This is a genomic window from Nostoc sp. 2RC (assembly GCF_014222165.1).
GTDB classification, from domain to species: domain Bacteria; phylum Cyanobacteriota; class Cyanobacteriia; order Cyanobacteriales; family Nostocaceae; genus Nostoc; species Nostoc linckia.
Genome location: NZ_JACKZU010000373.1, coordinates 1 through 7,952, shown reverse-complemented (window position 1 = coordinate 7,952; position 7,952 = coordinate 1). Strand labels below are relative to the sequence as shown.

The window sequence follows — 7,952 nt, the reverse complement described above, 5'->3', positions numbered from 1 at the left end:
GAGATGGGGAGATGGGGGGATGAGGGAGACAAGGAGACAAGAAGAATAATTCTTAACTCCCAACTCCTAACTCTTAACTCCTAACTCTTAACTCCCAACTCCTAACTCTTAACTCCTAACTCCCAACTCCCAACTCCTAACTCCCAACTCCCAACTCCTAACTCTTAACTCCTAACTCCTAACTCCCCAAACTCACAAAAGCGGAATTACGCAAGCTTTGAATGGTGGCGATCGCGTGTTTGGCTACAATATCAATTTCTTGTTGTGTGTTAAATCTGCCAATACCAAATCGTATTGATGCGTAAGCTAGCTTTTGGGAATGTCCCAAGGCTGTGAGAACATGGGAGGGTGCGGTGTTTGTTGAGGAGCAAGCGGAACCAGAAGATACTGCCACTACTGGCTGCAATCCTAACAACAATGCGGCTCCATCTACTCCCTCGACGCTGATGTTCAAGTTTCCGGCTAATCGCGCTTGGGGATGTCCGTTGAGATGAATTCCTGAAAGTTGCGAAAGTTGTTCCCACAGTCTTTGTCGAAGTTCGGTGAGGCGTTGGGTTTCTGTGGCTTGTTGTGCCAAAGCAATTTCTACGGCTTTGCCGAAGCCGACAATTTGCGGTGTATACAATGTGCCAGAACGCATTCCCCGCTCATGTCCACCTCCGTGCTGCTGTGGAGCTAGTTGTACTCTGGGGTTACGTCTGCGGACATATAGCGCTCCGATGCCCTTGGGCCCGTATACTTTATGTGCGGTAAGCGACATTAAGTCAATTTTCATTGCTTGCACGTCCAAGGGAATTTTACCAATAGCTTGGGCGGCATCGCTGTGAAAAATAATTTGGTGGGCATGGCACATTTCCCCAATTTCTGCCAATGGTTGCAATACACCAATTTCGTTATTTGCAGCCATCACCGATACCAAAATCGTCTCTGGACGGAAGGCTTTTTCTAATTCATTTAAATCAATTAATCCATTTTTTTTAACTGGTAATATAGTAATTTCAAAACCCAGAGTTTTAAGATAATTACAAGGGTCAAGAACTGCACTATGTTCTGTAGCAATAGTAATAATATGCTGACCTTTTTGAAAATAAGCTTCTGCAACACCTTTAATAGCTAAATTATTCGCTTCTGTTGCACCACTAGTGAAAACAATTTCTTCAGGACTAGCGTTAATCGCTGCTGCTAAAATTTCTCGCGTTTGTTTAACAGCTGCTTCCGCTTCCCAACCATAAACATGACTAATACTGGCTGGGTTGCCAAACTTTTCTGTAAAGTAAGGAAGCATAGCTGCCAATACCCGTTCATCTACAGGTGTAGTAGCGTGACAATCAAGGTAGATAGGGCGAATAGACATAAATTAACTCAAAATTTGACTCAAATTTTTTAATATACTTAGAACTTGATAAAGTTCATTTTTTCGTTTCAAAAGTGTAAATTGGTCAGATATAGCATACCTTGGCTGATTTTGTTTAGTCAGTTTCAAAAAAATAAAATCACTACCATTTGTCACTAATCCAAAACTAGGTTTATCTTCACTTGGATTAGCCAGCATATAAGCAAGTGCTTGAGGTACAGCTTCTAAAAGAGAAAAACTAGAGCTTTTAGATTCAATCACTAACACCCAAAATTGTTCTTGAATAACTAAAACATCAATTTGCCCTCTAATAATTTCTTCTTCATCTTCAGCAGAAATTTCTATTGATTGTTCGCCTTTTATATAAAAAGGCTCGTCATAAAATCCAGCTAAATTGAGTAAAGGCGATAAAACGACTAATTTAACCGTTTCTTCTGACAAAGGAGGATATTTGACTAAACGGAAAAAATGAAGTTTTACTTTGTCTAGTTCTTGTTTTTCTGAATCTGTGATTTCTGGTAAAGTTTCAAACCATTCTGTGAAGAATGCGTCATCTTCAATTAACTGTAGACTAAATTTTTCCTCTAAATAGGCAAGCCCGACATTTTGTGCTTGGATAAATTGAACCATAATTTCATTACATTAAAAGATGCAGTATAAATATTATGACGTTATTATTTTTTGAACTAAGATAATAACAAGAAAGATAATTACATCAAAATTTGGCCTATTTTTTTTAAGATACTTAAAACTTTGTATAATTCGTTTTCACGTCTATATAAAGTAAACCTCTCAGATAATGCATACATTGGTTTATCTTCTTGAATCAATTTTATAAATTGAAAATCCTCTCCATTAAGTACCAATGAATATACAGGATAATTAGGCTGGGGATTCGCCAACATATAAGTTAATGCTTGAGGAATTGCCTTTGCCAAAGAAAAATTAGATCTTTTAGATTCAATTATCAGTAACCATAACTTATCCTGTAAAACAAGAACATCAATTCTACCTTTAATAATTTCTTTAGTTTCTTCAGCGCTTTCTCTCTCATCAATAATAATTTCTTCGCTAATTTCTATACTTTCTTCTGTTGCAATATAAAAAGGAGGAAGATAAAAACCAGCTAAATCAAGCAGGGGGGACAATACTACTAATTTTACTGCATCTTCCAAAAGAGGAGCGTTTTCTAGAACATTGAGGTAGTTAGTTTTAACTCGGTTTAAGTATTGCTTTTCTAATTCGGAAATTTCAGGTAAATTATTAAGCCACTCTGTAAAAAATTGATCGTCTTCAGACTGTTGTAAAGCAAATTTTTTCTTTAAGTATGCGAGAGTGGCATTTTGAGCTTGGATAACTTGAATCATAATTAATCCAACTGCATATACTACTATCTAAACAAAACCTAATTCTGTTTGGCATAATCCTAATAATTCCTGTGTTGAGTAGACTCTTTGACTTGAATCATAGATAACACAAGACCATTTTTTGGCAAATTTACACGCAAACTCAAATGCTAGTTGTTCACTTCCTGGAGTTTTGCTGACATCAAGTAGAATATGAGTTTCAGGCTTAGCTCTAAGCTTCTGGGTTATCAGTTCAATTTCATCAGTACTAAAGTTTTTTAATTCGGTGTTATCTAAAACAATCCAAACATGGCTATTTACTCTAGAAATCCGCCCATCATATATTTTATCTGGATGTAGTAATACGTCGGAATATTCCAAAAAAGCCAAAAATTCTGCTGGTTCAATCTTAGCACTAGAAATTAGAGAAATAGATTCTGGCATCGTTTATGCTCCTAGTTGGAATAATAATTCTAATAATTCATCTTCAGCGCGAACTACATAACTTCCGGTAGCGATGATATCTTGAGCCGGAGTTATTTTATAATTAGGCGCGTAGAGGATAACAGGCTTTTTCAAAGGATTTAAGTCTGGATTCGATATTAATTTTTGAATTTGCCTTAACTTACGAGCAGTTTGAGTTGTTACTTCGATGATAGCGTTACTGGTTTCTACATCGATTTCACCAATTTCGCCATTTAGACCAACTACTTTATTGAAACTAACTAAATTAAACTCTGCTTGGATGATAGCATTAGCTACTTGGCCTTCCAGAACTTTTTGAGGATTAGCTGAGTTCAGTGCATCAGTAATAGCTTGCTCAAATAGGCTACTCACATCTTGCTTTGTTACTAAAAATACAATATGTTTGCATCAGTTCCATTTATGTGCCTACTAATTCTCGTAATTTAGTTAAAACCGCTTGAGCGTGACCTTTGGTTTTCACATTTGGCCAAGTATAGGCAATAATTCTATCAGGTGAAATCAAAAAAGTTGAGCGAGCCACACCCATATATTCTTTACCCATAAACTTCTTTAAGCGCCAAGCACCATAAGCTTCTATCAAAATATGTTCGGGGTCGCTGAGGAGGGTAATGGACAAGTTATGTTTGCTGATAAATTTACAATGGGATTTACCGGAATCTGGACTTACACCTAAGATTTTGGCTTCGAGTGCGCTGAAGTCTTCATATAATTCGCTAAAATCTTTGGCTTCGGTGGTACAGCCGGGGGTGTCATCTTTGGGGTAGAAATAAAGCACAACCCATTTACTGCTGAAGTCAGAGAGACTTGTGAGATTACCATTTTCGTCGGGTGTGGAAAAATCTGGTGCTGGTTGTCCGATTTGGGGAATGTTGCTCATGATTGTACTGTGAGAATTCGCTTTAGAATTGTACATAGGTTAGGCGATCGCTTTTCATTCACAAATATGACGAATTTATTAAAATAATCCCTAATTTAGCTGAACTTAGGGCTGTTTTCTCACTTCTAAACTAATCCATTCGCCAAACTTTGATGGTAGTATCTTTACCTCCACTGACCAAAGTCTGTCCATCTGGGGTAAATACAAGTGCATTCACACCATCTAAATGGGCATTGATACTGTAAACTTCTTGCCCATTGCTTAAATCCCAAACTTTAATTTTTTCGTCATCACTACCACTTACTACTGTCTGACAATCTGGACTAATTGCCACACAATTAACAGGATTTGAATGCCCACTAAGAGTATAAATTTGCTCTCCAGTATTCAGATTCCATACAATAATTGTTTTATCTTCACTAGCACTTACTAAAATTTGCTCATTTGAGCTAACGGCTACACTGCGAACGCGCTTTAAATGACCAGTAAAAGTTGACTTTGGCCAAACCTTTATTGTGCCATCCCAGCTACCACTAGCTACATATTTTTGGCTGACTGCTAATGAACTAACTCTGTATTCATGTGTAGCTAAAGTGCGAATATACTGCCCTGTTTTTATATCCCATAGTGCTACTTTGCCATCACAATCACCACTAATAAACATTGGCTTATTTGGACAAAATGCTACAGATATGATATCCTCTGAGTTGACTATACTATTGATAATTTCCTTCCCAGTATTCAAATTCCATACTTTGATTCTCTTGTCATTACTGCTGCTAACTAAAGTTTGTCCATCAGAACTAATTGCTATAGAATTTACTTGCAATACATGTCCTGTAAGGTGACGAATTATTTTGCCACTATTAAGCTTCCATACTTTGATTGTCTTGTCACTACTGCCACTAGCTAAAGTCTGTCCATCGGGGCTAATAGCCAAAGCCAAGACAGCTTGTGAGTGCCCAGAGTTCCAAGTACCAATAGTACGTTCTAAAGAAATTGTTTGTGTCTTTGCTGTGGATTGTGTTTTAGACAAATTTGAATTAATTAATTTCGTCGGATATAAAGTCTCTCTAATTTCTGATAATCTTTGCAATATTGCCTGAGTATTCGCGGGGCGATCCTTTACTGGTCGCATCATCAGATGGTCAATAAAATCTCCTAAAAAAGAAGAGATATGATTAGCCTCATCACGCCAGTTTAGACCAGCAGTATATGGATCGCCATAGGGATCAGCCATCAGATCGAGAGGATATTTTCCTGTAAGCAAATGGACAAAAGTACGACCCAAGGCAAAGAAATCTGATTGCGGAACAGCACGACCGTTTATTTGCTCTAAAGGAGCATAGCCATCGGAAACAAATCTTGTGATTTGACCTGCTGCTTGTTTTTTCTCGTAAGTTTCGGTCATTTCTCGTGCAATACCAAAATCGATTAACACCAATTGTCCATCGGCAGTTAACATAATGTTAGAAGGCTTAATATCCCGATGGAAAAACTGCTGCTGATGTACTTCGTGCAAAATATTTGCTAACTGTGTTAACCAAAGGATTGCTTGCTTTTCACTGATGGGACGATTACCACGTTTTTCTAACCATTCGTGTAAATTTTCTCCATCAATTTTATCCATTACTAAACAGTGAACTGGGTCTTGGCTATTTTGAGGAAAAAACTGAAAATATTCCTCAGCATTAGGAATTCCTGGATGATTTAGCCGCTTCAAAACCTCAGCTTCTTGCTGAAAAAGCGATACTGCTTTGGGTTGATTGAGTGTAAGAACCTTCAAAATTTTTAGCTTGCCACTGTCACTTACCTCAAATGTTCTAGCAAAGCCACCTTTGCTTATAGGTCGTGTTACTCGATAACAGCCTTCTAGTAGTAATTCAGAGCCGCAGCTTTGACAGTAGAGTAGATTATCAGGGTTGTGAGGATTTTGGCAGTTGGGATTGATGCACAGGCTCATCGTCTCGAAAAGTCACAGATTTGTCTGATATTTTAGCTTTAATTACTGAGAATTTGGAGAAAACTAGCATCAGAGCGATGCTTGTTTAAACTATACTTACGCAGCGATGAATCTTTATTTAATATGAAAAAAGTTCTCTCATCAGGTTGAAAACAATTACTCGCGTTAATCCGCCATAATAATGATTTAGCCTACTGGTATTTTTAATTTGTTCATTCCCACCCTTGAGAATTCAAATGTCTAAAGATATGCGACGCGAATTTGCCAACCGCGATGAGTTGGTAGCTTACCTGAACGAACAATTCCCAAGTGCAACAAAACGGGATCACCACATCAGCGAAACTGTGGGAGGACGCAAAGCTGCACAAAAAGCACTGCAAAAAATCGACCCAGTACGCTACGCACAAACACGTAATTTTTTCACAGGTGCAGTCACTCGGCTTTCGCCTTACATCCGCTATGGCGTTTTGAGTTTGCGAGAAATTCGAGATTTTGTCCTCGACCGGGTACAGCACCAAAATGATGCTACTAAATTAATCAATGAGTTGGGCTGGCGCGATTATTGGCAACGGTTATATGTAAAGTTAGGGGATGGAATTTGGAAAGACCAGGAAGAATATAAAACTGGTTACACCGTGGCTGAATATGCGCCGGAATTACCGCCAGATATCAAACAAGCAACTACAGGTAGAGTTTGTATTGACAGCTTCAGCCGTGATTTACGAGAAACTGGCTATTTACATAATCATGCACGGATGTGGATAGCCGCTTACATTGTCCATTGGCGGCGCATTCGTTGGCAAGCAGGAGCTAAATGGTTTCTCCAACATCTTTTAGATGGCGACCCTGCTAGTAATAATATGTCTTGGCAGTGGGTTGCTAGCACCTTTAGTCATAAACCATATTTTTTTAATCGCGAAAATTTAGAACGCTATACCAAAGGCATTTATTGTCAAAAATGTCCGCTTTATGGTCATTGCGATTTTGAAGGTAGTTATGAAGAATTAGAACAGCGACTTTTTCCTAAAGGTAAATTTAGCAAGCAACCTAATAGCAAAAGTTGGCGGTAGATTTAGCTACGGGACTTGCGAGTAAAAAAAATATTTCAGGGAAGAGTATTAACTGTGTCCAAACTATCTGGGACATGGACGTTCTCGATCTGTTCCTAAACTGTCTGCCCTTCGCGTACACGCTCGTGGGCTACTCCTGAGCCTGTGCGACGGTATGCTTCGAGAGCAGATTGGCTTTGCTGAACCATTTGAGCTTCAGTAAGAGGTTGAAAATTTAATGCTGCGTCTATCTCACCGGACTCAAATGATTTTTCTGTAGTTTGAGTAAGTTGATTTGTTAGTAACCTCTCAAAATCTTCTAAAGAAGTGGATGAACCAGTGAGCCATGTTAACACGAGAGTTTTCACCTGTTCTCCAGGTAAAGTTTTAAGCTGCTCTAAAATTTGCTGCCTAATATTGCTTGCAGTCATAAGCTTTTAATTTTTGTAGTAGCTTTTTTATAAATACAATATGCATATCTAATTTTAACCTGGACTAGATGTTGGAATTAGCCGATTTTAAGGTTTTAATCAGTCCAGGGATGTGTGGGACGGGCGTAGCTGCATTGGTGTCAACTTAACGTAAAACCCTTGTAATGACGTTAGAGTAAACTTACTCAATTACTAACTAATTCGGAGTCACCCCACCCCGGCTTTGCTAACGCAAAACCTCCCCAGGGGATTGAGGGGTGGGGTAAAACGTCTGTGTGACATGCGTTTAAGCTTAAGTTGACACCAATGGCGTAGCTGCGACACCAATGACGATGGAGATGCAAAAGTGCGATCGCAAATAGACTAAGAAACTAACGTTTGCCTAATTGCGCCAAATTATTTCACTATTGGTGGGGTCTTTTTTAGTATAATTTTATGTATAAATT

9 protein-coding genes are annotated in these 7,952 nt (G+C 38.4%); 1 reads left to right on the top strand and 8 read right to left on the bottom strand.

Going from position 1 to position 7,952, the window contains the following annotated elements:
* Nucleotides 1-178 precede the first annotated feature (178 nt).
* From GNE10_RS28955 to GNE10_RS28925, 7 genes are all read right to left on the bottom strand, one after another.
* A complete protein-coding gene (locus GNE10_RS28955; protein ID WP_185569101.1) occupies nt 179-1,354 on the bottom strand; it encodes a cysteine desulfurase family protein in 1,176 nt (391 codons plus the stop codon).
* A 3-nt stretch (nt 1,355-1,357) separates the two neighbouring features.
* The gene (locus GNE10_RS28950; RefSeq protein ID WP_185569100.1) at nt 1,358-1,984 is read right to left on the bottom strand and encodes a type I restriction enzyme HsdR N-terminal domain-containing protein; all 627 of its coding nucleotides are present in this window, start codon (nt 1,982-1,984) and stop codon (nt 1,358-1,360) included.
* Between the two features lie 80 nt (nt 1,985-2,064).
* Complete coding sequence (locus GNE10_RS28945; protein WP_185569098.1) at nt 2,065-2,721, bottom strand: type I restriction endonuclease; 657 nt, start codon at nt 2,719-2,721, stop codon at nt 2,065-2,067.
* 27 nt (nt 2,722-2,748) lie between these two features.
* Nucleotides 2,749-3,144: a hypothetical protein gene (locus GNE10_RS28940; protein WP_099069574.1), complete on the bottom strand. Its 396-nt coding sequence runs from the start codon at nt 3,142-3,144 to the stop codon at nt 2,749-2,751.
* 3 nt (nt 3,145-3,147) lie between these two features.
* Nucleotides 3,148-3,537 carry a hypothetical protein gene (locus tag GNE10_RS28935; protein WP_185569097.1) on the bottom strand — a complete coding sequence of 130 codons (390 nt, stop codon included), beginning with the start codon at nt 3,535-3,537 and terminating at the stop codon, nt 3,148-3,150.
* Nucleotides 3,538-3,583: 46 nt separating this feature from the next.
* A complete protein-coding gene (gene bcp, locus GNE10_RS28930) occupies nt 3,584-4,063 on the bottom strand; it encodes a thioredoxin-dependent thiol peroxidase (RefSeq protein ID WP_185569103.1) in 480 nt (159 codons plus the stop codon).
* Nucleotides 4,064-4,193: 130 nt separating this feature from the next.
* A complete protein-coding gene (locus tag GNE10_RS28925; RefSeq protein ID WP_185569095.1) occupies nt 4,194-6,026 on the bottom strand; it encodes a serine/threonine-protein kinase in 1,833 nt (610 codons plus the stop codon).
* Between the two features lie 236 nt (nt 6,027-6,262).
* Between GNE10_RS28925 and GNE10_RS28920 the strand changes: the two genes are divergently transcribed.
* Nucleotides 6,263-7,096: an FAD-binding domain-containing protein gene (locus tag GNE10_RS28920; protein ID WP_185569094.1), complete on the top strand. Its 834-nt coding sequence runs from the start codon at nt 6,263-6,265 to the stop codon at nt 7,094-7,096.
* Between the two features lie 95 nt (nt 7,097-7,191).
* On the opposite strand, the gene GNE10_RS28915 is transcribed toward GNE10_RS28920, so the two are convergent.
* Nucleotides 7,192-7,506, bottom strand: coding sequence for a hypothetical protein (locus tag GNE10_RS28915; RefSeq protein WP_260447071.1), 315 nt, complete (start codon nt 7,504-7,506; stop codon nt 7,192-7,194).
* Nucleotides 7,507-7,952: the final 446 nt, after the last annotated feature.

Excerpts from the sequence above, each read along its gene's own strand:
- GNE10_RS28955 (WP_185569101.1), bottom strand. The coding sequence starts at position 1,354 with ATGTCTATTCGCCCTATCTACCTTGATTGTCACGCTACTACACCTGTA.
- GNE10_RS28950 (WP_185569100.1), bottom strand. The coding sequence starts at position 1,984 with ATGGTTCAATTTATCCAAGCACAAAATGTCGGGCTTGCCTATTTAGAG.
- GNE10_RS28945 (WP_185569098.1), bottom strand. The coding sequence starts at position 2,721 with ATGATTCAAGTTATCCAAGCTCAAAATGCCACTCTCGCATACTTAAAG.
- GNE10_RS28940 (WP_099069574.1), bottom strand. The coding sequence starts at position 3,144 with ATGCCAGAATCTATTTCTCTAATTTCTAGTGCTAAGATTGAACCAGCA.
- bcp (WP_185569103.1), bottom strand. The coding sequence starts at position 4,063 with ATGAGCAACATTCCCCAAATCGGACAACCAGCACCAGATTTTTCCACA.
- GNE10_RS28925 (WP_185569095.1), bottom strand. The coding sequence starts at position 6,026 with ATGAGCCTGTGCATCAATCCCAACTGCCAAAATCCTCACAACCCTGAT.
- GNE10_RS28920 (WP_185569094.1), top strand. The coding sequence starts at position 6,263 with ATGTCTAAAGATATGCGACGCGAATTTGCCAACCGCGATGAGTTGGTA.
- GNE10_RS28915 (WP_260447071.1), bottom strand. The coding sequence starts at position 7,506 with ATGACTGCAAGCAATATTAGGCAGCAAATTTTAGAGCAGCTTAAAACT.